The sequence below is a fragment of the Porphyromonas pasteri genome, assembly GCF_014647755.1.
GTDB lineage: Bacteria > Bacteroidota > Bacteroidia > Bacteroidales > Porphyromonadaceae > Porphyromonas > Porphyromonas pasteri.
Window position 1 is genome coordinate 369,960 of record NZ_BMPU01000002.1, and the last position, 26,131, is coordinate 396,090.

Genomic DNA, 26,131 nt, shown 5'->3' on the forward strand with positions numbered 1-26,131 from the left:
ATGAAGAAAATCTTTTGCCCCAAGTGCGATACGGCAATCCCTCTGAGGAGGGAGCGTATCGAGGAGCTGCAGGCCTCGGGAGAGGATCGCCTCTCGATCATCTGCCCGCAGTGCACGCATCAGCTCAACCTGCGTCTGCGCTTGCCTTCGGCTAAGAGCACGAAGCGACAAGAGCAGCGCACCTCCGTCGGGCATATCATCGTGGTGGAGAATGTCTTCGGCTATAAGCAGCTCTTCCCCCTCTACGTCGGGGTGAATGCCATCGGCCGTCGAAATAAGGATACCGCTACGGATATCCCTGTCATCACCTCCGACCCCAGTATGGACCGCCATCATGCGATCATCAAGGTCACCGAGGGGCGTACGGGGAAGCTCCGCTTCGCTGTGGCAGATGACGATAGCCGTGTGGGGACCTTCCTCGCAGGCGAGCTTCTCGCCCCGAAGGAGTGGCGCTACCTCCAGCCTGGAGACGTGCTCACGCTCGGCGCTACCTCCATTATCTTCAGCGACGAACCTCTCCCCGAAGATCCCACCATCGAGGAGTCGTAGCTTGCGTCTTCCCTCTCCACTCGCGGGGCCAGCGAGCTACGCTCACCGCTCTCGTTGTGGTGGACGATTTTTTACGTCTGCATAGTATAGTGGGTTGCTTATGTGCGTATTTTTTGCTTACTTTGCAGACCGATTGTAGAGTCCTCCTGAGGGAGGTGAAGATACAAGTCGCTGATTACGTTAGAAATAACAAACTAAAATATAAGAGTAATGTCAAAGATTTGTCAGATTACAGGTAAGAAAGCCCTGGTCGGCAACAATGTCTCGCACTCCAATCGCAAGACAAAGCGCCGCTTCGAAGTCAACCTGTTTACCAAGAAGTTCTTCTGGCCAGAAGAAGGGTGCTGGATCGTCCTGAAGGTGTCTGCCGCAGGCCTCCGCCTCATCAACAAGATCGGTCTCGATGCCGCTGTGCGTCAGGCTGCAAACAATGGCTACCTAAGTGAAATCAAAGTAAAGTAGTAGGAAGATCATGGCAAAGAAAGCTAAAGGAAACAGAGTACAGGTCATCCTCGAGTGCACCGAGCACAAGGAGAGTGGTATGCCAGGGACGTCCCGCTACATCACGACCAAGAACAGAAAGAATACGACCGAGCGTCTTGAGCTGAGAAAGTACAACCCCATCCTCAAGCGTATGACGGTCCATAAGGAAATCAAGTAATCACGAGGAGACAAGACAATGGCAAAGAAAGCAGTCGCATCATTCAAGAAGGCCGACGGTCGTACCTACTCTAAGGTCATCAAGATGGTCAAGTCCCCTAAGACGGGTGCTTACATCTTCCAGGAAGAGATGGTCCCCAACGAAGCCGTCAAGGAGTTCTTCTCTTAATCGAACGAACTTCGTCGGGTGCTCTGCCCTCACTATAGAGGTTGCACCCACCGCCGCTACCCGAGTGTAGCAAACACCTACAAGAGGCTGCCCTATGCAATGCAAGCGGGCAGCCTCTTATCTTTTCGAGACCTCCGAGTTAACTCCCCTCACCGCGCCTCTATCAGCTGCGGTGCCGACCCTATAAAGCAGAGATCTTCATGTCTACGCAGGTAGAAAAAAACACCGAGCGCATTGAGCGCTTAGCTCACGAGCGCATCCCACGCCTCCTCATTCACTATGGTGTCCCAGCTATTGTGGGGACGATGGTCAACGCGCTCTACAGCGTCGTCGACCGCATCTTCATCGGGCAGGGCGTCAGCGAATTTGCTATCACGGGGCTGGCTCTGACCTTCCCTATCCTGATCTTCATCCAAGCCTTCGGTATGCTTATCGGCGTCGGGGCTTCATCTCGTGTGTCCATCCTCCTCGGCGAGAACAAGCACGATCAGGCCGAGCGTATCCTGAGTAATGCCCTCCTGCTGACTCTGGTCACGCAGGTGCTGACCTTAGTGCCGGTGATGATCTGGCTCGACGATATCCTCCGAGCTCTGGGGGCTAACGACCGCACGCTCCCCTTCGCCTACGACTATCTGAAGATCATGATCCCGGGGAATATCTTCTCGACGCTCTGCTTCAGCTTCAATGCGATCATGCGTGCTTCGGGCTATCCCTACAAGGCGATGATCACGATGCTCATCGGGGCAGGGCTCAATACGCTCCTCGATGCGCTCTTCATCTATGGCTTTGACTGGGGTATTGAGGGGGCTGCTTGGGCTACGGTGATCGCTATGGCTGTGTCGTCAGCGTTTGTGATGCAGCACTTCCTCAGCAGCAAGAGCGAGGTGCAGTTCCGCCGACGCAATATGCGCCTCTCCTCCGAGCAGATCCTGGCGATCCTCTCTATCGGTATGTCGCCCTTCTTCCTGCAGCTCCTCAGTAGTGGTATCGCCTTCCTCATCAACTCTACCTTGGCTCGCTATGCGGAGAACTCTCTGATGGCTGACCGAGCGGTGGGGGCTTATGGGATCATCAATAGCGCGGCCCTTGTGGGCTTTATGTTCATGCTCGGTATCGCTCAGGGAATGCAGCCCATCGTGGGCTACAACTACGGAGCCCGTGCGATGGACCGTGTGCGTCAGGCCTTCAAGATCTGCTCGTCTACGAACTTCGGTATCGGTGCTTTCGTGACTATCGTAGCGGTGGTGGCACCAGGCTTGATCGCCTCACTCTTCACCAGCTCTCCTGAGATGATCGAGGCCTCGGTGCATGCGCTACGCCTCTGTCTCTATGGCTTTGCCTTCGTAGGCTTCCAGGTCACGGCTACGCAGTTCTTCCAGAGTATCGGCTTCGGGGGGAAGGCGCTTCTCTTGAGTCTCTCTCGGCAGATCCTCTTCCTCCTGCCTGCGCTCTTCCTCTTCCCGCTGCTCTGGGGCTCTACGGGTGTATGGCTCGCTATGCCCTTCTCGGACATCGCTGCAGGGGTGCTGGGGATGATCCTGATGTACTATCAGTTCAAGATCTTCGACCGTAAGTTCGGCTCCGAGGGGCTCTAAGGTCGCACGCCACTTTCCCTTTATACTATGGTTTATTTGTATTCGGTCCTCTGCTGCCTCTTCCTCTTCCCGTACCTCGGGTGGCGCGCAGGGCAAGTGCTGGGGCCGCGCCTGCGCCGCGCCTTCTGGGGCTTGCTGGTGCTGATCTTTGTGCTCTTCTCCATCGCGCTCCTCATCCATCGCCGCTTCGAGGCCGACTGGATGAGTGCCGTGATGAATGGTAGCGTGTATATCTTCTTCTCTACGATGTACGCTACGGCGGTCGTCGTCGGGGTGAATATCCTACGCTATATCGATGCGCGCACGCTCAAGCTTTACGCTTCGGCTCGCCCTGCGGTAAAGCAGGGGATGAAGGTCATTGTCTTCATCGCTGCTCTTGCCGTCTTCTTCACGACGATGGTCATCGGCCACCGCAATGTGCGCTACCCGCGCGTCATGTATCAGAAGTACACCGTCAAGCGTCTAGTGCCCGAAGGGGCACAGCCCGAGAAGCGCATGCGTCTGGTCTTCTTCTCCGACCTGCATATCGGCGAAGCGATGACGCCCGACTATATCGCTCGTGCGGTGAAGCTCATCCAAGACCAGCAGCCTGACCTCATCCTCTGCGGTGGGGACTTCATCGATCACCGCGCCGTCTACGCTTATGATCCGCGCGTGATGGCTTCGCTCCGCTCACTCCATGCGCCTCTGGGTGTGTACTACGTCTTGGGAAATCACGAATATCGTGACGATCTGGAGGCCAATATCCGCTGGGTTTCCGAGGTCGGTGGTACGCTCCTTCGCGACAGTATCGCCTTCCCTGGGGATGGCCCGCTTACGCTCATCGGGCGTGATGACTGGGTGAATGGCAACCGAAAGCCCTTCGAGGTCATCGCCAACGAAGCGGATCCCTTGCGCGGACCCGTCGTGCTCATGGAGCATACGCCCGCCTCGATAGATAGCATCGGCGATAGCCCCGTGGACCTCATCCTCTGTGGTCATACCCACGGCGGACAGATCTGGCCCGGCCAACTGATGGTCTGGTGGCGCTACGGCATGGTCTCGGGTACGCGCCCTGTGGGTGAGCGTGAGGTGTGCATCTCCTCAGGTATCGGCTCGGCGGGTGCGACCTACCGCGTAGGTACGCGCAGTGAGATCCGCGTCTACGACCTATACTGGTAGCGGGCTATAGCTCCGCTCCATCCAAATACCGCCAAGCGCCAGCTCCCTCAAGAGGGCTGGCGCTTGGCGGTATTCTTTGTCTGTGTGGGAGGGGTATCTCGCTTTGTTGTAGGAGGATGTGGTGCTCCTGTGCTGTTGTAAGATAGGGTACCTCGTAGGTGGGTGGTATGAACCACTATTGGTCCGTGAGCGAACCAGTAGTGGTTCGTTTTCTGACCAGTAGTGGTCGGCGCGTTGACCAGTAGTGGTTCGCTCACGGACCAGTATAGGTTGATTTTTCCTCCTCGGGAGACACCTTGCTTCGTGTTTTGGTGTAGGGTGCAGTCTTGTTCTGCTGGAATGGGGTGGGGTAGCTTGGGGAGTCCTTGATTATTTATAGAAATACTCCTACCTTCGCATATGTCGTCAAGGTCGGGTGTCCGCGTTCTTGCATCCGTCCTCTCTTGCTCGCTGGTATTGCCTTGCCGTGAGTAGGTTCCTTGTTTGATACTTCTAATACAAAGCAATTACACGTATGGTAAAGCTTTCTCCTTTTCTTCGGTACCTGATGTTTCTCCTGCTGAGTCTCTCCTTCTATTTCTGTCTTGAGGACTGGTCGGACTTTGGGCTGTATCCTGCTTTTGTGGCGGCGATATGGTGCTTTGGGGTTGTTTATAGCACTCGTTTAGAGAGGAATAGCCGGGCTTTGCTTTTGGCTTCCTTGGTGATCGCGGGCGGTATGTTTGCCTTGTCCTATTTCTGAGGGATAGCCTAGTTATAGCTCCTTTCCCCCTTTTTCTCGTGAGGTGTGTGTCCTGCTGTGGCATGCATCTCAGGAGGCTCTGTGTCTTGATGGTGGGGTGGGGTAGGCGGAGGGGGGTCTTTGAAGGGGCAAATTTATCCCTCCGATTTGCCTCTTTGAGTTGATATGATATGCTTATGCTTGTGTGAGTTGCAAGTGTGACAAATAGTTCGTAAATTTGCATGCTTTTTATGCGCCGATGTGCTCCTTTTAGAGGTCGTACTTGGCTGCAAAGAAGGCACTAAGCAGTATGTTTAAATATTGTCCGGGACGTCCGGATCAATTTAATTCTCAATTTAATGACAGATCCTATTGCAGATTATCTGACGCGCCTGCGTAATGCAGTGAAGGCTGGCCATCGTGTGGTCGAGATCCCCGCGTCTAATCTAAAGAAAGAGATCACGAAGATCCTCTTCGACAAGGGGTACATCCTCAACTTTAAGTTCGTCGAAGATGGCCCTCAGGGGAGCATCAAGGTGGCTCTGAAGTACGACCGCTCGGGTCGTGTGAACGCCCTCAAGGCCCTGAAGCGCGTCTCTCGCCCAGGTCTTCGTAAGTATGTCGGCTATCGTGAGATGCCCCGCGTACTCAATGGTCTCGGTATCGCTATCCTCTCTACTTCGAAGGGTGTCATGACCGATAAGGAAGCTTCGCAGCTCAAGGTAGGTGGCGAAGTGCTATGTTACATCTACTAAAGCAAGGAGGTACAAACTATGTCAAGAATAGGTAAGCACCCCATTAGCATCCCTGCTGGCGTAACGGTGTCCGTGAAGGATGGTGTCGTCACTGTAAAGGGCGCTAAGGGCGAACTCACTCAGAGCGTAGATGCTCGTATCGAAGTAGCCGTAGAAGATGCTCAGGTCGTCGTCCGTCGCGGTAGCGATGATCGCCAGGAGCGCTCACTGCACGGCCTCTATCGTGCCCTCATCAACAACATGATCGTCGGTGTCTCCGAAGGTTTCACCAAGACGCTTGAGCTGGTCGGTGTCGGTTATCGTGCATCCAACCAAGGTCAGATCCTCGAGCTTAGCCTCGGCTTCACGCACAACATCTTCCTCCAGCTCCCTAAGGAAATCAACCTGGAGACGAAGACTGAGCGTAACAAGAACCCCCTGATCATCCTCTCTTCTGCTGACAAGCAGCTGCTGGGTCAGGTGTGCTCTAAGATCCGCTCCTTCCGTATGCCAGAGCCTTATAAGGGTAAGGGTATTCGCTTCGAAGGTGAGGTCATCCGCCGTAAGTCGGGTAAGTCAGCTGGTAAGTAACCGCTTAAAACACGTATAAAGCAATCATGTTGAAGAAAGAAATAAGAAGACAGAAGATCAAGACGCGTGTACGTGCCAAGATCAGCGGTACGGCAGAGCGTCCTCGCCTGACGGTATTCCGAAGCAACAAGCAGATCTATGCTCAGGTGATCAACGACGTCGATGGCGTCACGATCGCAAGCGCCTCTTCCCTCAAGCTCAATGCTGAAGGTACGAAGAAGGAGATCGCAGCACTCGTAGGTACGGAGGTAGCTAAGGCTGCCCAGGCCGCAGGTGTATCCACCGTAGTATTTGACCGTAATGGCTACCTCTACCACGGCCGTGTGAAGGAGCTCGCTGATGCTGCACGTGCGGCAGGTCTTAACTTTTAATACTGTCTATCGCAATGTCAGATAATCGCACAAAGACAAACCGAGATACCGAGCAGAAGGATAAGCTCGTAGAGCGCCTCGTGGCCATCAACCGCGTAACTAAGGTTACCAAGGGTGGTCGTACCTTCACCTTCGCAGCTATCGTCGTCGTCGGTGACGAAGAAGGCCGTATCGGCTTCGGCCTGGGTAAGGCTGGTGAAGTATCCGCAGCTATCCAGAAGGGTGGTGCTGCTGCTCGCCGCAACCTCAAGCAGATCCCCCTCCACAAGGGTACGATCCCTCACGAACAGTCCGCATCCTTCGGTGGTGCTCGCGTCTTCCTCAAGCCCGCTTCTGCCGGTACCGGGGTTAAGGCTGGGGGTGCTATGCGTGCCGTCCTGGAAAGTGTCGGCGTAACGGACGTCCTCGCTAAGAGCAAGGGTTCGTCTAACCCTCACAACCTCGTCAAGGCTACGATCGAAGCTCTCTGTCAGATGCGCTCGCCTCTGATGGTCGCTCGTCAGCGTGGCGTCTCTGTCGAAAAGGTCTTCAAGGGCTAATCATCATCCATAGACTCTAAGTACAATGTCAACGATAAAGATCCAGCAAGTACGTAGCCAGATCAAGAGCCCCAAGACTCAGAAGCTCACGCTTCAGGCACTTGGTCTGAAGAAGCTCAACCAGACGGTCGAGCACAAGGACAATCCCCAGATCCGCGGGATGGTCGAGAAGGTAAAGCACCTGGTGCGCATCGTAGAGTAATCACCCTATAAAGAAAGACAGAAGAAAAATGGATTTATCAAGTTTGAAGCCCGCAGCGGGCTCCGTCAAGACGCGTAAGCGCATCGGTCGTGGTCCTGGTTCTGGTCTCGGGGGTACTTCTACTCGTGGTCACAAGGGGGCTAAGAGCCGCTCGGGTTATTCTAAGAAGATCGGCTTCGAAGGTGGTCAGATGCCTATCCAGCGTCGTCTGCCTAAGTTCGGCTTCAAGAATATCAACCGCGTCGAATATGCACCTGTCAACCTCTCCACGCTGCAGAGCCTGGCAGAAGCTAAGAGCCTGACTCGCATCGCTAAGGCAGACCTCATCGAGGCTGGCCTGGTCGGTAAGAACGACCTCGTCAAGATCCTCGGTAACGGGACGCTCAGCCTGAAGCTCGAGGTCGAGGCTAACGCCTTCTCCAAGTCCGCAGAAGCAGCTATCATCGCACAGGGAGGTAGTGCAGTAAAACTCTAATAGCTCATGCGCTTAATAGAGACACTGAAAAACATATGGAAGGTAGAGGAGCTGCGCCAGCGGATCCTCACCACCTTGTTTTTCGTCCTGATCTATCGCCTGGGATCGTACATCGTCATCCCAGGGATCGATCCTAACCAGCTCAGCGCCCTGCACAAGCAGACAAGCGAAGGTCTGATGGCACTCCTTGATATGTTCTCAGGGGGAGCATTCTCTAATGCTTCGATCTTCGCTATGGGGATCATGCCTTATATCTCCGCGTCTATCGTGATGCAGCTCGCCGCTATCGCTGTGCCTTCTATCCAGAAGCTGCAGCAGGAAGGGGAGAGCGGGCGCCGCAAGATCGACCAGTGGACACGCTATCTAACCGTCGTCCTGCTGCTCGTCCAGGGATCGGCCTATCTGGTCAACCTGAATATGCAGCTGCGCCAAGCAGGGGGCTCACTGCCCGAAGGACTGTGGTTCGATATCTATGCGATCGTCGTCATGGCTGCAGGCAGTATGTTTGTCCTTTGGCTTGGTGAGCGTATCACAGACAAGGGTCTTGGCAACGGTGTATCTCTGATCATCATGATCGGTATCATCGCTCGCCTCCCAGGAGCTGTGCTCGCCGAATGGGGGACGCGCGCCTCTGGCGGTGCTGGGGGGCTCGTGTGGTTCCTCTTCGAGATCGTCTTCCTGCTCGCCGTCATGGCCGGTGCTATCCTGCTCGTCCAGGGTACGCGTCGTGTGCCCGTACAGTACGCTAAGCGCGTCGTCGGAAACAAGCAGTACGGCGGTGCTCGCCAGTACATCCCACTGAAGGTCAATGCCGCTAACGTCATGCCGATCATCTTCGCGCAGACGATCATGATGCTCCCTATCACGCTCCTCAGCTGGGCACAGGGTGACAAAGCCAACGGCTTCGTACAGGCCTTTATGGACAATACGGGCATTTGGTACAACCTGGTCTTCGCGATCCTCATCCTCCTCTTCACCTACTTCTACACAGCGATCACGATCAACCCTGCGCAGATGGCCAACGACCTGAAGCGTAACAATGGGTTCATCCCCGGTGTGAAGCCTGGCAAGGCTACGAAGGACTACCTCGATGCGATCATGGACCGCATCACCCTCCCCGGTGCCTTCTTCCTCGCTATCGTGGCTATCATGCCTGCCTTCGCTCGTGTCATCGGTATCTCTGGGGGATTCGCTCAGTTCTTCGGTGGTACGTCGCTGCTGATCCTTGTCGGGGTCGTCCTCGACACGCTCCAGCAGATCGAGAGCCACCTCTTGATGCGCCACTACGATGGTCTGCTCAAGAGTGGTCGTATCAAGGGACGTACCGGCTCTGTAGCTGCTTACTAAGATGATCTACTTAAAGACAGACGAAGAGATCGAACTCATGCGCGCGGCCAACCTCCTGGTCGGTCGTACGCTCGCCGAGGTCGCTAAGATCATAGCTCCTGGGGTCTCGACCCTGCAGCTGGACAAGCGCGCTGAGGAGTTCATCCGTGACAACGGTGCGACTCCCGCCTTCCTCGGCTACAATGGCTTCCCTGGGAGTCTCTGCACCTCGGTCAATGACCATGTGGTGCACGGGATCCCTTCCTCGAAGGTCGTACTCAAGGACGGTGACATCGTCTCCGTCGACTGCGGTACGAAGCTCGCAGGCTTCACTGGGGACTCCGCCTACACGTTCGCTGTAGGTGAGGTAGCTCCCGAGACTCTGGCTCTCCTTCGCACAACGAAGGAATCCCTCTACATCGGCATCGAGCATGCTGTAGCGGGTAAGCGCGTCGGTGATATCGGCGCTGCCGTCCAGCAGTATTGTGAGGCACGTGGCTATCATATCGTCCGCGAACTTGAAGGCCACGGGATCGGGAAGAATATGCATGAGGAGCCAGGTGTGCCCAACTTCGGGCGCCGTGGCACGGGGCCTGAGCTCCGCTCTGGGATGTGCATCTGCATCGAGCCAATGGTGAACATGGGCTCGAAGAATGTCATCTTCGATCGCGATGGCTGGACCGTCCGTACTAAGACGGGCAAGCCTTCAGCCCACTTCGAGCACTGCATCGCTATCCGCGATGGCAAGGCTGATATCCTCTCTTCGTTTGACTTTATCAAGGAAGTCTTGGTAGACAGAGAGTTTTAATCTCGCAACCACAGTATATGCCGAAGCAAGCAGCTATAGAACTCGACGGTGTCATCCTCGAAGCGCTCTCGAACGCAATGTTCAAGGTCGAGCTCGAGAACGGACACGTCATCACCGCCCACATCTCTGGGAAGATGCGTATGCACTACATCAAGATCCTCCCAGGTGACAAGGTCAAGGTAGAGATGTCTCCCTACGACTTGACTAAGGGGCGTATATCATTCAGATATAAATAACCCTATATAGATATGAAAGTAAGAGCATCACTCAAGAAGCGCACCGCCGACTGCAAGATCGTTCGTCGCAAGGGGCGTCTGTACGTAATCAACAAGAAGAACCCCAAGTTCAAGCAACGCCAGGGGTAGTCTCTAACCATCGGACTATATTTTAACGAACTAAGATAAGTATGGCTATCAGAATTGTTGGCGTCGACTTGCCACAAAACAAACGAGGAGAAATTGCCTTGACTTACATCTTCGGGATCGGTCGTAGCAGCGCTACCAAGATCCTCGATAAGGCTGGGGTCGATCGCAATATCAAGGTAAAGGACTGGACCGATGACCAGGCTGCCGCTATCCGTGAGGTGATCGGTGCCGAGTATAAGGTCGAAGGGGATCTGCGCTCCGAAGTCCAGCTCAACATCAAGCGACTGATGGACATCGGTTGCTACCGTGGTGTCCGCCACCGTATCGGTCTGCCTCTACGCGGTCAGAGTACGAAGAACAATGCTCGTACTCGTAAGGGTAAGAAGAAGACTGTCGCAAATAAGAAGAAAGCTACTAAGTAATAGAGATTGATATGGCAAAGAAAGTAGTCGCAAAGAAGAAGGTCGTCAAGATCGACGCTGTGGGCCAGGCTCACATCCACTCTTCTTTTAATAACATCATCATCTCTCTGACCAACAACGAAGGTCAGGTCATCAGCTGGTCTTCGGCTGGTAAGATGGGATTCCGTAGCTCTAAGAAGAACACCCCTTACGCTGCTCAGATGGCGGCCCAGGATTGCGCTAAGGTCGCTTACGACCTCGGTCTGCGCAAGGTCAAGGTCTTCGTCAAGGGTCCAGGTAACGGCCGTGAGTCTGCTATCCGCACCATCCATGGCGCTGGTATCGAAGTCACTGAGATCGTCGACGTGACCCCAATGCCACACAATGGCTGCCGTCCTCCTAAGCGTCGTCGCGTCTAATCCCTGACTTCGCTTCAGATCACAGAGTAGTTTCATAAAGATCGCAGTACACTCCCAGAGACGCTTCGCTCACCGTGCTCCCTCCATCGAGCACAAGGGCGCGAGCGAACGCTAAGAGTCCTGAGCTAAGCAAGGCGCCGAGGTAGACGACGAGTGAAAGATTGGCTATACTTTCATATATCTATCCTCTCCTCATAACCGGTCGCGGCTGCACTCCGCCTCCCTCCCGCCACTCGCTGCTCTCTGCCTCCAGCGTTGCCTCTCCCCGAGAGGTCGCTCGTACTGCTTCAACAACAGAAGACAATGGCAAGATATACAGGTCCAAAATCAAAGATCGCCCGTAAGCTTGGCGCACCTATCTTCGGTGCCGACAAGGTACTCTCCAAGAAGAACTATCCTCCTGGACAGCACGGCAACAACCGCCGTCGTAAGACGAGCGAATATGGCATCCAGCTCAAGGAAAAGCAGAAGGCTAAGTACACCTATGGCGTACTCGAGCGTCAGTTCCGCAACCTCTTCGAAAAGGCTCAGCGCACGAAGGGTGTCACGGGTGAAGTGCTCCTCCAGCTCCTGGAAAGCCGCCTCGACAACGTCGTCTATCGCCTCGGTATCGCTAAGACGCGTGCAGCTGCTCGTCAGCTCGTCTCGCACCGTCACATCACCGTCGATGGTCAGGTAGTCAACATCCCTTCTTACACCCTCAAGCCCGGCCAGGTCGTCGGCGTCCGTGAGAAGGCGAAGAGCTTAGAGGTCATCACCGACTCTCTGGCTGGTCGTAGCCACAGCAGCTACAGCTGGCTCGAGTGGAATCAGGCTTCTCTCTCCGGTAAGTTCCTCAGCGCTCCTCAGCGTGAAGACATCCCCGAAGAGATCAAGGAGCAGCTGATCGTCGAACTATACTCTAAGTAATAATCCCTATTATCTCACTCACATGGCAATATTAGCATTTCAGAAGCCCGAAAACGTCCTCATGATGGATGCGACGGACTCGTACGCTAAGTTCGAGTTCCGCCCTCTTGAGCCGGGATATGGTACCACTGTCGGTAATGCCCTGCGTCGTATACTCCTTTCTTCACTCGAAGGCTACGCCATCTCGACCATCAAGATCGAAGGTGTCAATCATGAATTTGCTACTATTCCGGGTGTCTTGGAGGATGTAACTAACATCATTCTCAACCTGAAGCAAGTCCGCTTCCGTGCCCTCGTCCAGGACGCTACTGAGGAGACCGTCAGCCTGACGATCTCTGGTCAGCAGCAGTTCCTCGCTGGCGAGCTCAACGGCAAGCTTACTTCCTTCGAAGTCCTCAATCCCGAGCTGGTCATCTGCCACATCGATGAGGCGTATACCCTTACTATCGAGCTCTCCATCAACAAGGGGCGTGGTTACATCCCCGCTGATGAGAAGCTGGTCGACACGGCTCAGGAGAATGAGCTGCAGACGATCGCTATCGACTCGATCTATACGCCTATCCGTAATGTCAAGTACTTCACGGAGAACTATCGTGTAGAGCAGAAGACTGACTACGAGAAGCTGACCCTCGAGATCACCACTGACGGGAGCATTCATCCCCAGCAGGCTCTCAAGGACGCAGCAGCTATCCTCATCGAGCACTTCAGCCTCTTCATCTCTGACCCTGTCGAGGTAGAAGAGAATGCAGTCATCGAGGAAGGCGACGAGGAGGTACTGGACATGCAGGAGATCGATCGCGTATCTCAGCTGCTCCGTACTGATCTCAAGGATCTCGATCTCTCCGTCCGTGCGCAGAACTGCCTCCGCTCCGGCAACGTATTCCGTCTGGCCGACCTCGTCGTCCTCGACGCTGATACGCTCAGCAAGTTCCGCAACTTCGGTAAGAAGTCTATGGACGAGCTCAACGAGCTGATGGAGCGACTCGGACTCACCTTCGGGATGGATGTTAGCAAGTACAATTTAGATAATGACTAAGTAGAAAGATGAGACATAATAAGAAATTCAATCATCTCGGTCGTAAGAAGGCGCACCGCGAGGCTATGCTTTCCAACATGGCTGCATCGCTCATCCTGCACAAGCGCATCTTCACCACGGTCGCTAAGGCTAAGGCTCTTCGCGTATACGTCGAGCCCCTGCTGACCCGCGCTAAGGAAGACTCCACGCACGCACGTCGTATCGTCTTCGCTGAGCTGCAGAATAAGTTTGCTGTCAAGGAACTCTTCGGCCCCGTTGCTGAGAAGATCGCTGACCGTCCTGGTGGCTACACTCGTATCCTCAAGACGGGTAACCGCCTCGGTGACAACGCTGCTGTCTGCTTCATCGAACTCGTAGACTTCAACGAGAACATGCTCAAGGAAAAGGCTGACAAGAAGGCTGCTCCTAAGACGCGTCGTTCACGCCGCTCTACGAAGGCTACGGCTGAAGCTCCTGCTGCTGAAAGCGCAGAATAGTAGCTCTCCCCCCTTCGATATTCTATCGGCGAGTGCCCGCTGTGACTTCGGTCGCAGCGGGCACTTTTGCTTTCGCGCATTTTTTGCCCGTCCTAATGCACTGATGTAGAGCAACTCTTGGGAGGGGTAAAAGTGACTAGTACTGGTCGCCGATCGGATCAGTACTGGTCACTTCAGTAAGCAGTACTGCTCGCCACTACTTACCAGTACTGGTCACGATGCTGACCAGTACTGGTTGCTTTTCCCTTCAGTAGTGCATCCTATCAGATGCACTGCTGAAGGGGGGGGTGTATGGTGCGTGTCGGAGGAGGAATAGTGGGGGGAGGGGCAGAGCAATAGTCGTTTGTGGTCATTCCACTATTGGTGCCATATGCGAACCAATAGTGGAATGCATGTGAAACCTATAGTGGTCTGCGAGTGAACCTATATTGGTCCGCATACGAACCACTATTGGTCGCGCGCGTGACCTATATAGGTCGGAGCAGTGACCTATATAGGTCGTCACACCCTGCTCACGGAGAGGCGGGGTAGCGGACGGTGAAGAGGGGGCTTCATCGACGCCTTTTTCCTCCTGCCCCTTGGGTGCGGGAGCCCTGTGCTGCTGTCTATTTATACTGTTTTCTTTCTAAATTTGTGCAGATGATGAGCTGGACTTCCCTGAGGAAAGTGCATCGTTAATTAATCGGTAGTATAGTCTTATGTCATATAATAGTGACCTTATTAAACCAGAGATAAAGCATCTATCTCTACGCTTATTTATCTTAAGGATAGGGGAAGACAAGAATAATCCTATTTATAGAATAGCCTATGGTGTTGTGTCCCCTAGTGATCACGCCATGGAGAAAGCCACTGGGAGTGACTTTTCTAAGCTTGGAAGCTATGACAATAAGAAGATCTACCTAGCGAGTATTTCTATTTGCTCCGAGATAGAGAGCATCTTAGGAATATATGAGGCTCTATCCATCGGGAGTTCTCTTAAGGAGAGCCTTCGTAGATATGGCATCAGCAATGATAACCTCATGTATGATGTAGAATATATGCGAGGTGGGGTTCCTGTCCCATGGCATAAAGCAAATATTTTAGGGAATCAGCTATCTGATAGTAGGTATATCTGCATGCTTGAGCCTGAGACCCTATTCAAGATCGATGGATATCTCCTAGAACAAGAAGAGTTGGATGACGCTATGCGTACTCTAAGTGTTAAGCTTAGGGAGGCAACAGGCCTACCATTTGATACAAGCTACGACCATATCGGCAATCTAGAAATACTTATCGCTCCAGATCAAGATATCTATGGAAGATCCTTAGTCAAGCATTGGCAAGACAAAGAGTCCTTTACTCAACATGTAGAGCTGTCTTCCAAACTTACTGATGGAGCTGATCTAGTGACTGTCAATATTAAATTGACAGCAGGGGGAGTTATAACCATCGATACACTGTTGTCAGATAAACCAAATGATAACGAGAATACTACCTTCTCCATACCCTCTGAATATCCCCCACAAGCTGTAGAGATTAAGATCTGGCTAACTAAATCCTCTGAGGTTAGGCTAGTGCACTTATCGACTCATCATTTTATCGGAGAAATATGTTTCAGTCTAGGTATAGTACAGAGTGAAATTCATATACAATCGGATTGGTTAAAAAGGGTTAGGGGAGCTATGCCTAAGCATAAGAAGGAGCTTGTCGACAAAGCCTCGTCAATTCAAAGGACTCGTAGTGAGTCACACCACAGAATAAATAAAGGCTTACCTCAATGGCTAAAAAGAAAGGTGACGATTAAGCCTATTGAACGCTGTGATGACGCTTATTTTCCTGCTGGTTGGGACTGTGAAACTCAGGAATCAGGCTCTCTATCATTTCTGGAATGGTTCAAAGCTAAAACCAAAGGGGCTAAGTCGGTATTCCTCCAGGATCCTTATTTCGAAGATGTTGCCTTGTCCTTTATTGCCCTCTCAGATATCCAGGGGGAATGTATAATCCTTACACAAACAGATCTAAAGACGAATACAGATAATACCATATCTATGAGTGGCACCTCCCAACGGAAGGCTAAGATTCTATCCTTGATTAAGGATAATCCAAGCCTATATGGTTCTATTCAACTTATCATTCGAGATATGCCAGGGTCAAGCCCCAAGCTACATGACAGGTACCTATTCATAGGATATGACGATGGTAGATGTGAAGGTTATATGTTATCCAATTCATTACAAGGGGCCACCAAGAAAAGCCCGCTACTTATCACACGAATAGGGACTCCTGTGCTAGTCAAGGTAAAGAAACACATTGCCAAGCTCATTGACCCAGATAAGGTTGAAACCATATATCATTATTCTGACCGTACATCAAGCTCGACACAAGAGGGGAAAGAGATTGCTGACGCCGATTTTTATGACTGCCTACAGGCGATGAATCATCCACTAGATCCTGACTGCCTTGATCAAGTTTTGAATGATATTCTGAAGGAGAAAACGACTGATAGGATTTCAACCTTTGGTTATTATCTCGCACATATTAGCGATGATGAACTTCTCTCCACACACCAGGTAATGGGAGCTAGAATTGCTAATAATCCTAAAGCTATTGAAGCTCTAAAGAGCTTTATACTTGAGCATCATAAGTCTTCATTTCCTATAGGGTTCGAAGGCTTTTCTGGGAGGGGTTATCGAAACAATCACTTCCCTGATATTTTAGAGTTTTCTTATCATAAGATTATCCATCGTAACCACACACATCTGATAGATAATTCCTATATAGGATTCAGCCATCCTATATGGGGTATGGAGTATGCTTGTGTGCTACTTATTAGGGCTTCTGCTCAAGATACCATTGACGCCCTTAAACAGCTACGAGATCAGCTTGTAAGTATCAAGACAGACAAAACTATTACCTCGATATATAAGATTACAAATACGCTACTGTGTATGATCTTTAACTCCGTAGTATTTGGATGGGACGGTGATCTAATGGAGAAAATGCTAATAGACGGTAACGATTGGTGTAGAGGACTCGGCGCTCTTATTCTTATCTATAAGGCTAATGACTCTAATTTTGATATTAAGCCTCACCTTGAACTATTACAGAGTCATGACGAACGCATCACGTTATGCAATACTATCATATTTTCATCGGAACAGAATATTAAGAGAGATGATATTTACGACCTTCTGACAGAAGAGATCAAGGAATCTGATATAGAATACGCCTATAAGAATATCCTTGATATATTAAGAGGTTACTATCCTTTAGAGCTGCAAGAAACGTACATCAGGAAGATTTATGAACCACTGATTCAAGATGGCAGATTAGACCGTGACATTTTATCTCGCACATTAACCGAATCTCTCTTTGATGAATATATACAGAGTGAACCCAAGTACAGACCTGATGCTCTCGTTATGGGGCTTTGTCTCATTAACGGATCCCTTAAAGCGCTCCAAGAAAAGTCACAGAAGCTACTGATGGAGACAGAAAGGAAACTAAATCGATTGATTATAAAAGACCATAACAATGTATTTCAGGCATGCGCTGCGCTAAAGAATCTAAGATCCTTGCTTGAGAGGATCCTAGCTGAGTACCCTTGTCCCTCCAGTGAGCTGCTCAATATTAATGATAAGATACAGTCTACATTAAGGAGGGTTGGAATAGGAACGGAACTTTAGAATTGAGCTATGAGTCAAACCTTTATAATAGAGGGATACACAAACATTAACCTTAAGCTTAGATTTATTCCTCTGGAGTTTCACCCGTAAGGGTTACTCACTCAGGGCTCCCGCATCAAATCCGACTACCTCAAGCAGGTACTCGGATTTTGATGCGGAAGCCCTGACGTGTTGCGTGATAAGGCCTTGTGATTGCGCGCTTTTTTGTACCTTTGCGACGCTTTGCGTAATCTCTGTCAGGAATATATGAATAAGTGTGGCCTGTTATATTGCGTTTAGTGTAGTACTAATCAAATAAGCTAAAGGACAAACAATGGACTTTATTAAGATCGTCAACGAAGCTTTCGCTACTGGTAAGAGCCACCCCGCCTTCCGTAGTGGTGACACTATCACCGTTGACTACCGCATCAGCGAAGGGGGTAAGGAGCGTATCCAGCGCTATCGTGGTGTCGTCATCCGCATCAGCGGTCACGGTGACAAGAAGCGTTTCACGGTTCGTAAAATCAGCGAAGGTGTAGGCGTAGAGCGTATCTTCGCGATCGAAAGCCCCTTCATCGAAAAGATTACTGTCGAGAAGTTCGGTAAGGTACGTCGCGCTAAGCTCTACTACCTCCGTGCCCTCACCGGTAAGAAGGCGCGCATCAAGGAGCGCCGCTACGTCGCTGAGAAGTAAGAAGACCTCGGGGATCTCTTCCGCTTCACGGCGGACGGGTGCCCCAAGCCTTCATGCCAAGCATACAGCCCCATCGCCGACACGCTCGGTGATGGGGCTGATGCTTGCTTATCCCCTCGGGGGATAGCCAGCTTATATTCACATAGATGTTGATGAAAAGAATTTCCACTTCACTTGCCCTCATGGCTCTTGCCGTGGCTTTCGCTTCGTGTGATGATCCCATCACGCGCAAGGAGCGCAGCCTCATCGATCGCCAGTACAAGGAGGGTGTACTCACCGCCAGCCAGAGCTTCGACTTCACGCGCTGGATTGATGTGAGCAAGGGCGCCTATCGTCTGCCCGCTATCAGCGCTGACGAAGATGCTAAGAATACCTATTGGGCCTCGGCCAGCAATCAGGGCTACACGATGCTCTCCTCTTCGCCTACGGACTATCCCGTCGTGCCACTTGAGGAGAATGGAGCCGCTCATGGCGCCATCATCCGCTCGATTAAGGGCTTCTACTTCTTCGGTATCGGGACGAACGTCATCGCGGGTGCCCTCTATACGGGGCAGGTCGATGCGCGCAATCTCGTGGGGAAGCCCCTCGAGTCGACGCTCTTCGGTCAGCCTTACTCCAGCGGTATCCCCGAGATCGTGGACTTCACCTATCAGTACAAGGCGGGGGAGAAGGTCATCCATGGGCAGGATAAGAAGGTCGAGCTTCCCAGCGAAGACCGTGCCGCTGTCTCGGCTGTCTTCTACGAAGTCACCGACGATGCGAGCTACCTCAATGGCGTGACGCTGCAGACGGATGCGCGCATCGTGGCGAAGGGCTACGTCGAGCTGGAGCCTACGACTCCCGCTGACACGTGGCAGACCTATCGCCTGCGTCTCACGCCCGTCGACGAAGCACGCTACGAAGCCGTGGACTTCACGAAGAAGAAGTATCGTCTGGCTCTGGTCTTCTCCTCGAGCTTCCGTGGTGCCGAGTACATCGGTGCTGTGGGTAGCGAGCTACGCCTGCGCGAGGTCAAGCTCCAGGACCGCATTAAGCCCCATCATTAGTCCTGCCGTATGAAGATGATTCGAACGCTCCTCCTCCTCGGCCTCTCTCTTGGCCTCCTCGCACTACCCGCTCGCGCCGCTGAGACGGGTGACGAGCAGCCCTCACGCCTCGGTGTAGGCGTGCACCTCGGCTTCAACATCGGTGGTGCTCTGCCTCCCTCCGTCCCCAAGCCCGTCAAGAAGGTCACGGCCTTCATGCCCGGGGGGACGCCCAACGTGGGGCTGGACCTCTCTTACCGCTTTACGCCTGCAAGCCCCTTCTCCCTCCTCCTCGGGCTGGAGTACGATATCCGTAGCTTTAGCACCACCGTCCAAGCCGAAGATATGCCCATCCGCTATCAGAGTGAGGACTTCAAGGAGCAGCACTACACGGGCTACCAGCGTGTCGAGATGGATACGCGCTACGTCGTGGTGCCCGTGGGGGTGAGCTACGCTCTGCCTAATAGCTCCTTCCGCCTCATGGCTGGGGGCTACTATGCTCACGCGCTCAAGCGTAAGTTCACCGCTAAGCTCGATGGTGACGGCCTCATGGATGGTCGTGTCTATCAGGAGGGCGCGGTGCTTGCCTTCAGCCTCGGGGACTTCCTCGTGCGCAATGACGTCGGTGTGCGCTTCGGTGCAGACTACCAGATCGACCCGCACTGGGGGCTTACGGCGCGTATGAACGTAGGTCTGCCGAAGATCTTTGATAAGAGCTTCGAGGTCATGCCTTACTCGCTGCGTCACGTCTTCCTCAACCTCGGCGTCAGCTACCGCATCAATCGATAGCCCCGCTGCGAGCGATATCCGCTAATACACTCCGCCCCGCTATGTCTCACCAACGAGTGAGCATAGCGGGGCGGAGTGCTTTGGGGGGGATAGGAATAGCGGGTTAATTGTGCTCTTCTTCTGAAAAAGATAGACACTGTTCCCTGTTAGAAAGGGAGTGGGTCGTCTTCCTTCTCAGGGAATTTATGCAGAAGATACTTTGCTAATGGGGGAATGATACCCACAAGTAATTCTACCTCTTCTATAGATATACCTTCTCTCTCTCGAGGATGTCGCACAGTATTACTTACAAATCCCCATACTTGTGCCAAGGCTTGATTGAGAGGAGATGGGAAGAGGTCGGGATGCTTTTTTAATAGCTCACCTAACGTCTCCTTCTTACTGCCTACCACTTCACGGCTTAGACACTCTATGGCTTGGTAGGCATGTGTTACGGCTCCATTTGTATCGGGTTCAGGTCGTCTGGAGAGATCGGTGCGCGCCTCTTTAAGATGTTCTGCTGTTGTGGGGAGATCTTTCTTGTGTGATAGTTCAATAGCTTCTTTGTAACCTTGCTCAAAGTCGTCATCTCCTCTACGCATAACCTGCCCATCTTCCAACTCCCATCCAATTCCATGTTTGTGGAAGTATCCATTTATTTGCTCAGTGAATAGCCTTTGATTTTCTGCATAGCCATTGAGTTCACTGTGGAATGCCTCTATAATATCATAGATCTTATTCCAAGGACATCTGCGATCATCAGTGAGGAGTCTAAGAATTTCATCCTTTACAAAATCGGGTGTCCAGTTCCCTTCTGTTGGCTCAAGCAGTATTCCGCTGATGATGTAGAGTGCCCTTTGGGAGCCTATTTTTAGCCTATTTAGTAGGGTGTCAAATAAGAAGATGCGAAGCCCTTCGGGAGCATCGTATCTGATAGTGATCTCTGCAGGAGTGGAGGTTATTCCTTCTCTGCTGGAAAAGTTTTGTGCCATGGCTTAAAAGAAAATAGCTATATGTATGGGGAAGGCTACTGCAGTAGGCGAATCTTCTCCTCGAGGCGCTGTAGCTCGTTGCGCAGGCGGGCGGCATCGACGAAGTTGAGTTCCTTCGCAGCAGCCATCATCTCGCTGCGCTTCGTCTCGGCAAGCTCGCGGAGCTGGTCGAGTGATAGGAACTGCTCGATGGGGTCTTCGACAGCAGCCTCGGGCGAAGCCTCGATATAGGGGATGGCTTCGTCGGCGCCCTTCTTGTCGGGGAAGGCGGAGGAGCTATTCTTGACGATCTGCTGGGGCGTGATGCCGTTGGCCTCGTTGTAAGCGATCTGCTTGGCACGGCGGCGGGCGGTCTCGTCCATCGTCAGGCGCATGCTCTCGGTGATGTGGTCGGCGTAGAAGATGACGCGGCCGTTGACGTTTCGCGCGGCACGCCCTGCCGTCTGCGTCAGCGAGCGGTGGCTACGCAGGAAGCCTTCCTTGTCGGCATCGAGGACGGCGACGAGGGCTACCTCGGGTAGGTCAAGGCCTTCACGCAGGAGGTTCACACCGATGAGCACGTCATAGACGCCCTTACGCAGGTCCTCCATGATCTGCACACGTGTCAGCGTATCGACGTCGCTATGGATGTAGCTACATGAGACGCCGTGCTTGATGAGGTACTCGGAGAGCTCCTCGGCCATACGCTTGGTGAGCGTAGTGACGAGTACGCGCTCACCTCGCTCGATGGAGATCTGGATCTCATGCTCGAGGTCATCGACCTGATGGAGCGTGGGGCGTACCTCAATAGGCGGATCGAGAAGGCCCGTGGGTCGGATGAGCTGCTCGACGACGACGCCTTCGCTCTTGGTGAGCTCGTATTCGGCAGGCGTCGCACTGATATAGAGGATGCGTGGGGTGAGGTCGTCGAACTCCTCGAACTTCAGCGGTCTATTGTCCAGCGCAGCGGGCAGGCGGAAGCCGTACTCCACGAGGCTCGTCTTACGCGAGCGGTCACCACCGTACATCGCATGGATCTGTGGTACGGTCACGTGGCTCTCGTCGATGATGAGGAGGAAGTCATTCGGGAAGTAGTCGAGGAGGCAGAAGGGGCGCTCACCAGGCTGGCGACCATCGAAGTAGCGGGAGTAGTTCTCGATGCCTGAGCAGTAGCCCAGCTCGCGGATCATCTCCAGATCATAGGTGGTACGCTCGTAGAGGCGCTTGGCTTCGAAGGCACGGCCTTCGTCCTCCAGCTCCTGCACGCGCTGACCGAGGTCGACGTCGATCTGCCCGACGGCGGAATTGACCTGCTCCTGTGTCGTGACGAAGAGGTTCGCGGGGTGGACAATGAGGCGGGTCATCGGCCCGTATTCTCTACCGCTCTGTGGGTCGAAGGAGGCGATGCGCTCGATCTCATCGTCCCAGAAGGTCACACGATACGCCACACCGTCGAAGCCTTCGATGGAGGGGAAGATATCGATGGTGTCACCCTTGACACGGAAGTAACCCGGGGTGAAGGTCAGGCGGTCGTTGACGTAGTGATTGAGGACAAGGTCACGCTTGAGCTGCTCCTGACTGTAGCGCTGTCCCTCTTGTAGGCGCAGGATCTTCTCCTCGAAGGCCTTGGGATCCGCCATGCCATAGAGGCACGAGACGGAGGAGATGACGATGACATCCTCACGCCCCGAGAGGAGGGAAGCCGTGGCACGTAGGCGGAGCTTCTCGATCTCGGCGTTGATCGCCATGTCCTTCTCGATATAGGTGTCGGAGGCGGCTATGTAGGCCTCGGGCTGATAGTAGTCGTAGTACGAGACGAAGTACTCGACAGCGTTGTCGGGGAAGAACGCCTTGAACTCCGCATAGAGCTGTGCTGCGAGGGTCTTATTGTGGCTAAGCACAAGGGTGGGCTTGCCGAGGCGGGCGATGACGTTGGCCGCGGTGAACGTCTTCCCCGAGCCTGTGACCCCGAGGAGCGTCTGGAAGGGGACACCCGACTCAAAGCCGTGGACGAGTTCGTCGATGGCCTGCGGTTGGTCTCCCGTGGGACGGAAGCGTGAGGTGAGCTTGAAGGACATAGATGGAGCGATAGAGGGGATATAGAGGATATAGTGAGTGGGTCACCTCCATCCCCAGCAGCGGGTGATGGAGATGACCCACTGCTGGGGACTTGGATAGATCCGAGGGGAGGGCGATTACTTCGCCTGATGGACGGTGAGCTGTGGGAAGGGGAAGCCGATGCCGGCAGCGTTGAACTCCTTATAGATACGTTCGTTGATATCGAAGAAGACGTCCCAGTAGTTCTCGTTTGCCGTCCAAGCACGGATGACAATGTTCACGCTACTCGCACCGAGAGAGAGCAGAGCGATGGTGTAGTCGGGGGTCTTGAGGATGCGTGCGTCGGACTCGATGATGCTGCGCAGGAGGTTGCGAGCGCGGTCGACGTCCTCATTGTACTCGATACCGATGGTCCAGTCGACACGGCGGGTATTCTCGTGCGAGTAGTTGACGACGCTGTTGCTGCTGAGGAGGCTGTTGGGGATGAAGGCCGCCTTGTTGTCGGGCGTCAGTACCTCGGTGTGGAAGAGACGGACGGCCTTGACCGTGCCATCAGTACCCTGCGACGAGATGAAGTCGCCGAGCTTGAAGGGCTTGGTGACGATGATGATGACCCCACCAGCCAGATTCTGCAGCTGGCCACTGAGAGCCATACCGACAGCCAGACCCATAGAGGCCAGGACAGCGGCGAAGGATACGGACTTTACGCCGAGCACACCAGCCAAGAAGAGGAAGAGGGCGATGTACAGTATCGCAGTGAAGACCGAGTCAAGGAGTGAGACGGCTACTCCCTCGATATTGCGGCGGCGGAGGATCCCGTTGAAGATCTTCTTCAGGCGGGTGATGACGACCTTACCGAGCCAGAAGAGGACCACTACGAGGATGACGCGCAGCCCGAAGTTGATACCAGCATTGAGCCATTCCTCGAGCATGCTCCGGCTGAACCAGTGCTTGATGTCGAGGTTGAGGGGCTGCGTAGCAGCTCCGATGGCTTCCTTGAGCTCGGAGCCTGCAGCCGAGTCAGCTGGTAGTATCTGTGCGAAGAAAAGAGGGTTCATAAGAGGAGTAAGTTAGAATTGGATATTGGTTGATATATAGGATGGCTTCGCTATGCGAGGCTCTGCTGTCTCCGCTCCTCCCGAGTGCGGTGTCTCCAGCGCAGGAAGAAGTAGAGCATGGTGAGCCCCTTGAGTATCGAGGAGATGGAGATCGCCCACCAGACAGCGCGGATACCCCAGCCCCACGAAGCGAAAAGCAGGACCATCGGGATGCGTAGGTATGTGCCGACGATGCTGACCGCTGCGGGGAGGTAGGTGCGTCCGAGCCCGTAGAAGAGCCCTTCGGCAGTGATCTCCAGCATCATGAAGGCCTGCGAGAGCCCGACGATACCGAGGTAGACCGCACCTGCCTTGTAGGCGGCTTCCTCGGGGACGATGAGGGAGAAGATCTCTTCACCCCAGAAGACAAAGAGGATCGTCCCCAGTACGCCGATGATGAGCGTGAAGCTCAGGGCTCGGCAAAAGGCCGTATAGACGCGGCGGAGCTTGCCTGCGGCGAAGTTCTGCCCGACGATAGTCGTCAGGGCTTCGGTGACGCCCGAGGCGGTGTTCCACGTCAGTGACTCGATCTGTGCACCCGTCGTCATCGTCGCCACGCCGATATGCCCACCGAGAGTGGACACCTGACGGCCGATATAGATACTGACGAAGGCGAAGAGGACCTGCAGCGAGGCAGGTGGTACACCTATCTGTAGGATGCGTCGTATCTGAGTCCAGTGCAATCGGACCAGGAAAGGGAAGCCCCCGAAGAGCTTGTCACGCTTCACCTGATAGAGGAAGAGCAGGAGCACTAAGCCTTGGCTCACGACGGTAGCCAGTGCCGCACCCGACACACCCCAGCCGAGGGTGAAGATGAAGAGCGGGTCAAGGAGCATATTCGTCGCCAGCCCGAGGATGGAGATACGGAAGGGCGTACGGCTATCGCCGATCGCATTGTAGATACCCGTGAAGGAGGCGGTGAGGTAGATGCTGGGGAAGCCTACGAGCGAGAGGTAGAGGTAGCTCAAACCCTCAGCACGTACGCTCGGGATGAGCGCATAGAGGTCAAGGAGATTGCCAGCAAAGAGCAGGTAGATCGCCAGCATCCCCACGCTCAGGAGGAGGCTCATACAGACGTTCTGCGAGGCGTAGCTCTTGGCTTCGTCACGACGACCAGCACCGATGCCTTGTGAGATGGTCACTTCACTCCCGATCTTATTGATGAGTGCGAAGGAGACGGCTATCCAGAGGAAGACAGAGGCCGCACCCACCGCTGCTAAGGCTTGCGAGCTCAGTCGCCCCAGCCAAATCATATCGGTGATGTTGTAGGCGATCTGCACGAAGCTCGTCCCCATGATCGGCAGGGCGATGCGGTAGAGGTGGCTCGAGAGGTCGCCTTGGGTGAGGTCTCTTATCTTATCTTGCATGTAAGTCTATAGGGGGATGTTACTTGAGGATGTGGATCCCGATCTTGTCTTGTAGACGCACGATCACATAGGCTACGGCGATGCTCCCTACGAAGACGAGTGCCGAGCCTAATTGCTCATAGACGGGCCCCATACCTGCGGCATAGAGTGCCTTAGAGATGATGGTCGCTACAGCGATGTGGAAGTAGTAGATGTTGCCCGAGTACTTGGCGCCGATCGTCTCAGCCCACGTCCCCGCTCCGAAGCTCTTATGCTGTAGTGCCCAGATGAAGATGAGGACGGCGGTGACGAAGCTCCCGAAGAGTGCCCCAGCAGCATAGTCATAGCCGGCATAGAAGAGGAGGGCGCGCTCTCCATAGGCGAGGGCTACACCGAGAGCATAGAGTATGCCCCAGTGGCGGAACTCTTGTAGCTTGCTCTCGTGCTTGGCTATCAGGTAGCCCATTGACATGAAGGGGATGGAGTAGCTGATGGAGGTGTAGACGTAATAGTAGTAGTCTGCACGCTCATCAGTCAGTAGGAAGGAGTACTGACTGCCGAGTAGGCCGAAGATACATAGGGGAGTGAGGACCCAGATATAGCGCTGGATGCCGAGATGGAAGACCAAGGCGAGGACAAGGAGCCCCTGGATCATCGCCATGAGGTACCATGTGTGTCCCGAGAAGAGCGAGCCCGTGAGAAGGAGTGACCACAGCTGCTGGAAGGAGTTCAGCAGGTTCCCGTTATTCGGCAACAGCCACGCCCAGTAGAAGAGTGAGACGACGAGAAAGATCTTGACCGTGCTACGGAGAGACTTCACCGCTCGCTGGTAGCTCTTCTCCGCCTGAGGGCTATAGAGGAAATACCCTGAGATGAGGAAGAAGACACATACGGCACCCATGGCGATGGGCTGTAGCATCACCTTGACTGCCCCCATAGGCGTGTGGCAAGTGACTACTAAGAAGGCGAAGAGACACTTGAGTATGTAGAGCGAATTGATCGCTGACGAAGCTGGTTTCAT

31 protein-coding genes are annotated in these 26,131 nt (G+C 53.6%); 25 read left to right on the forward strand and 6 right to left on the reverse strand.

Features of this window, described 5'->3' with window-relative positions:
- The 6 genes from IEX77_RS05080 (at position 1) to IEX77_RS05105 (ending at position 4,134) form a co-directional block, all read left to right on the forward strand.
- Positions 1 to 549 carry an FHA domain-containing protein gene (locus IEX77_RS05080; RefSeq protein WP_188807989.1) on the forward strand — a complete coding sequence of 183 codons (549 nt, stop codon included), beginning with the start codon at positions 1 to 3 and terminating at the stop codon, positions 547 to 549.
- A 210-nt stretch (positions 550 to 759) separates the two neighbouring features.
- Positions 760 to 1,011 carry a 50S ribosomal protein L28 gene (gene rpmB / locus IEX77_RS05085; RefSeq protein WP_009433260.1) on the forward strand — a complete coding sequence of 84 codons (252 nt, stop codon included), beginning with the start codon at positions 760 to 762 and terminating at the stop codon, positions 1,009 to 1,011.
- Positions 1,012 to 1,021: 10 nt separating this feature from the next.
- Positions 1,022 to 1,210: a 50S ribosomal protein L33 gene (rpmG, locus tag IEX77_RS05090; RefSeq protein WP_009433251.1), complete on the forward strand. Its 189-nt coding sequence runs from the start codon at positions 1,022 to 1,024 to the stop codon at positions 1,208 to 1,210.
- 18 nt (positions 1,211 to 1,228) lie between these two features.
- Positions 1,229 to 1,378: a DUF4295 domain-containing protein gene (locus IEX77_RS05095; RefSeq protein WP_009433277.1), complete on the forward strand. Its 150-nt coding sequence runs from the start codon at positions 1,229 to 1,231 to the stop codon at positions 1,376 to 1,378.
- Positions 1,379 to 1,578: 200 nt separating this feature from the next.
- Positions 1,579 to 2,973, forward strand: coding sequence for an MATE family efflux transporter (locus IEX77_RS05100; protein WP_188807990.1), 1,395 nt, complete (start codon positions 1,579 to 1,581; stop codon positions 2,971 to 2,973).
- A gap of 27 nt (positions 2,974 to 3,000) precedes the next feature.
- Entirely contained in the window at positions 3,001 to 4,134 is a 1,134-nt protein-coding gene (locus IEX77_RS05105; RefSeq protein ID WP_229770801.1) for a metallophosphoesterase, read from the forward strand.
- Between the two features lie 506 nt (positions 4,135 to 4,640).
- Here IEX77_RS05105 and IEX77_RS05110 read toward each other — a convergent pair.
- Positions 4,641 to 5,099 carry a hypothetical protein gene (locus IEX77_RS05110; RefSeq protein ID WP_188807991.1) on the reverse strand — a complete coding sequence of 153 codons (459 nt, stop codon included), beginning with the start codon at positions 5,097 to 5,099 and terminating at the stop codon, positions 4,641 to 4,643.
- Between the two features lie 115 nt (positions 5,100 to 5,214).
- On the opposite strand from IEX77_RS05110, the gene rpsH reads away from it, so the two are divergent.
- The 19 genes from rpsH to IEX77_RS05205 all read left to right on the forward strand — a co-directional run bounded on the left by rpsH (position 5,215) and on the right by IEX77_RS05205 (position 19,659).
- Entirely contained in the window at positions 5,215 to 5,610 is a 396-nt protein-coding gene (rpsH, locus tag IEX77_RS05115) for a 30S ribosomal protein S8 (protein WP_009433286.1), read from the forward strand.
- Positions 5,611 to 5,628: 18 nt separating this feature from the next.
- Entirely contained in the window at positions 5,629 to 6,180 is a 552-nt protein-coding gene (gene rplF / locus IEX77_RS05120; RefSeq protein ID WP_009433290.1) for a 50S ribosomal protein L6, read from the forward strand.
- A 26-nt stretch (positions 6,181 to 6,206) separates the two neighbouring features.
- A complete protein-coding gene (gene rplR, locus IEX77_RS05125; RefSeq protein ID WP_009433271.1) occupies positions 6,207 to 6,551 on the forward strand; it encodes a 50S ribosomal protein L18 in 345 nt (114 codons plus the stop codon).
- A 14-nt stretch (positions 6,552 to 6,565) separates the two neighbouring features.
- Positions 6,566 to 7,090 carry a 30S ribosomal protein S5 gene (rpsE, locus tag IEX77_RS05130; protein ID WP_044114823.1) on the forward strand — a complete coding sequence of 175 codons (525 nt, stop codon included), beginning with the start codon at positions 6,566 to 6,568 and terminating at the stop codon, positions 7,088 to 7,090.
- 25 nt (positions 7,091 to 7,115) lie between these two features.
- A complete protein-coding gene (gene rpmD, locus IEX77_RS05135; protein WP_009433280.1) occupies positions 7,116 to 7,292 on the forward strand; it encodes a 50S ribosomal protein L30 in 177 nt (58 codons plus the stop codon).
- A 28-nt stretch (positions 7,293 to 7,320) separates the two neighbouring features.
- On the forward strand, positions 7,321 to 7,767 hold the full coding sequence (gene rplO / locus IEX77_RS05140; protein ID WP_009433238.1) for a 50S ribosomal protein L15: 447 nt from the start codon (positions 7,321 to 7,323) through the stop codon (positions 7,765 to 7,767).
- 6 nt (positions 7,768 to 7,773) lie between these two features.
- Positions 7,774 to 9,114 carry a preprotein translocase subunit SecY gene (secY, locus tag IEX77_RS05145; RefSeq protein WP_188807992.1) on the forward strand — a complete coding sequence of 447 codons (1,341 nt, stop codon included), beginning with the start codon at positions 7,774 to 7,776 and terminating at the stop codon, positions 9,112 to 9,114.
- A gap of 1 nt (position 9,115) precedes the next feature.
- The gene (map, locus tag IEX77_RS05150) at positions 9,116 to 9,901 is read left to right on the forward strand and encodes a type I methionyl aminopeptidase (protein WP_044114819.1); all 786 of its coding nucleotides are present in this window, start codon (positions 9,116 to 9,118) and stop codon (positions 9,899 to 9,901) included.
- Between the two features lie 17 nt (positions 9,902 to 9,918).
- Complete coding sequence (gene infA / locus IEX77_RS05155; protein WP_005468188.1) at positions 9,919 to 10,137, forward strand: translation initiation factor IF-1; 219 nt, start codon at positions 9,919 to 9,921, stop codon at positions 10,135 to 10,137.
- A 12-nt stretch (positions 10,138 to 10,149) separates the two neighbouring features.
- Entirely contained in the window at positions 10,150 to 10,266 is a 117-nt protein-coding gene (gene ykgO / locus IEX77_RS05160) for a type B 50S ribosomal protein L36 (RefSeq protein WP_009433293.1), read from the forward strand.
- Between the two features lie 41 nt (positions 10,267 to 10,307).
- Positions 10,308 to 10,688 carry a 30S ribosomal protein S13 gene (gene rpsM, locus IEX77_RS05165; RefSeq protein ID WP_009433263.1) on the forward strand — a complete coding sequence of 127 codons (381 nt, stop codon included), beginning with the start codon at positions 10,308 to 10,310 and terminating at the stop codon, positions 10,686 to 10,688.
- Positions 10,689 to 10,699: 11 nt separating this feature from the next.
- Positions 10,700 to 11,086: a 30S ribosomal protein S11 gene (gene rpsK / locus IEX77_RS05170; RefSeq protein ID WP_044114818.1), complete on the forward strand. Its 387-nt coding sequence runs from the start codon at positions 10,700 to 10,702 to the stop codon at positions 11,084 to 11,086.
- A gap of 303 nt (positions 11,087 to 11,389) precedes the next feature.
- Positions 11,390 to 11,995 (forward strand): 30S ribosomal protein S4, encoded by a 606-nt coding sequence (gene rpsD / locus IEX77_RS05175; protein ID WP_009433243.1) that lies wholly within the window; start codon positions 11,390 to 11,392, stop codon positions 11,993 to 11,995.
- A 22-nt stretch (positions 11,996 to 12,017) separates the two neighbouring features.
- Complete coding sequence (locus IEX77_RS05180) at positions 12,018 to 13,031, forward strand: DNA-directed RNA polymerase subunit alpha (RefSeq protein ID WP_009433274.1); 1,014 nt, start codon at positions 12,018 to 12,020, stop codon at positions 13,029 to 13,031.
- Positions 13,032 to 13,039: 8 nt separating this feature from the next.
- Entirely contained in the window at positions 13,040 to 13,507 is a 468-nt protein-coding gene (gene rplQ / locus IEX77_RS05185) for a 50S ribosomal protein L17 (protein ID WP_044114816.1), read from the forward strand.
- A 698-nt stretch (positions 13,508 to 14,205) separates the two neighbouring features.
- Positions 14,206 to 17,172, forward strand: coding sequence for a VPA1262 family protein (locus tag IEX77_RS05190; RefSeq protein ID WP_188807993.1), 2,967 nt, complete (start codon positions 14,206 to 14,208; stop codon positions 17,170 to 17,172).
- Between the two features lie 313 nt (positions 17,173 to 17,485).
- Positions 17,486 to 17,845 carry a 50S ribosomal protein L19 gene (gene rplS, locus IEX77_RS05195; RefSeq protein ID WP_188807994.1) on the forward strand — a complete coding sequence of 120 codons (360 nt, stop codon included), beginning with the start codon at positions 17,486 to 17,488 and terminating at the stop codon, positions 17,843 to 17,845.
- A gap of 152 nt (positions 17,846 to 17,997) precedes the next feature.
- Positions 17,998 to 18,891 (forward strand): PCMD domain-containing protein, encoded by an 894-nt coding sequence (locus IEX77_RS05200; RefSeq protein ID WP_188807995.1) that lies wholly within the window; start codon positions 17,998 to 18,000, stop codon positions 18,889 to 18,891.
- A 9-nt stretch (positions 18,892 to 18,900) separates the two neighbouring features.
- Complete coding sequence (locus IEX77_RS05205; protein ID WP_188807996.1) at positions 18,901 to 19,659, forward strand: porin family protein; 759 nt, start codon at positions 18,901 to 18,903, stop codon at positions 19,657 to 19,659.
- A gap of 146 nt (positions 19,660 to 19,805) precedes the next feature.
- Here the strand turns inward: IEX77_RS05205 and IEX77_RS05210 are convergent, their stop codons facing one another.
- The 5 genes from IEX77_RS05210 to IEX77_RS05230 form a co-directional block, all read right to left on the reverse strand.
- Positions 19,806 to 20,630, reverse strand: a complete 825-nt coding sequence (locus IEX77_RS05210) for an AbiJ-NTD4 domain-containing protein (RefSeq protein WP_188807997.1) — start codon at positions 20,628 to 20,630, stop codon at positions 19,806 to 19,808.
- Positions 20,631 to 20,665: 35 nt separating this feature from the next.
- A complete protein-coding gene (uvrB, locus tag IEX77_RS05215; RefSeq protein ID WP_188807998.1) occupies positions 20,666 to 22,687 on the reverse strand; it encodes an excinuclease ABC subunit UvrB in 2,022 nt (673 codons plus the stop codon).
- A gap of 117 nt (positions 22,688 to 22,804) precedes the next feature.
- A complete protein-coding gene (locus IEX77_RS05220; protein ID WP_188807999.1) occupies positions 22,805 to 23,725 on the reverse strand; it encodes a mechanosensitive ion channel family protein in 921 nt (306 codons plus the stop codon).
- 50 nt (positions 23,726 to 23,775) lie between these two features.
- Entirely contained in the window at positions 23,776 to 25,131 is a 1,356-nt protein-coding gene (locus IEX77_RS05225; protein ID WP_188808000.1) for an MATE family efflux transporter, read from the reverse strand.
- Between the two features lie 19 nt (positions 25,132 to 25,150).
- Entirely contained in the window at positions 25,151 to 26,131 is a 981-nt protein-coding gene (locus IEX77_RS05230; RefSeq protein WP_188808001.1) for an acyltransferase family protein, read from the reverse strand.